The sequence below is a fragment of the Sphingobium sp. genome, assembly GCF_041987595.1.
Classification (GTDB): domain Bacteria; phylum Pseudomonadota; class Alphaproteobacteria; order Sphingomonadales; family Sphingomonadaceae; genus Sphingobium.
Window position 1 is genome coordinate 1 of the sequence record NZ_JBHIWJ010000231.1, and the last position, 604, is coordinate 604.

A 604-nucleotide genomic window follows, 5' to 3' on the forward strand; every position below is an offset into this window, starting at 1 on the left:
AGCATAAGAAGCCCATTCCTGTCGGTATCAGAGCGCAGGATGACGATGCGGTCTTCCGGGCAAACCAGATAGGGACGAAGCATCCCCGTTCTGCACATCGACGGATATCGGCGAGACTTCCCCTGCTCCGATCATTTTAGATGATAAAGCCATAGGAGGCATTCCGCGCTATGGCCCTCCCCTCCTTTGATGGTCACGCTGAACGTTTTCGCGACGCCCCGCCCTTCCAAACCGCACCCGAAGGGTGTCCCTGCGACGAGCACGGCGAAGCCGCGCGCAGGAGGCCGGGACCGCGCTGGCGGTTCCGCATCGCGCCTGCGACGGGCCCGCTTGCGGGTCCCTGAGCGGGGGCGAGTGCTGCGCTCGAAAAAGAAATGAGAACCGGCCCGGCAAAGCGGACCGATCCTCCTGACGTGTCACTGCGCCTCCCATTCCTGATCGCTGAGCCTGACGAACCGTGCCGGGATACGCTTCTCTCTGACCAGCCGCGCAAGGTGCGATTGCAATCCCGATCCTTCGCAGACCAGCGCTTCGACGGGACGTAATCCGACCATCTGCTCGTTGCGTACGAACCCCGCCCGTTTGCCAAGCTTTGCGCTGAGCC

1 pseudogene is annotated in these 604 nt (G+C 62.6%); it reads right to left on the bottom strand.

The window, feature by feature from the left end:
- Positions 1-416: 416 nt before the first annotated feature.
- A pseudogene (locus tag ACFC3J_RS22910) lies at positions 417-604 on the bottom strand (DUF2493 domain-containing protein); the annotation flags it as partial.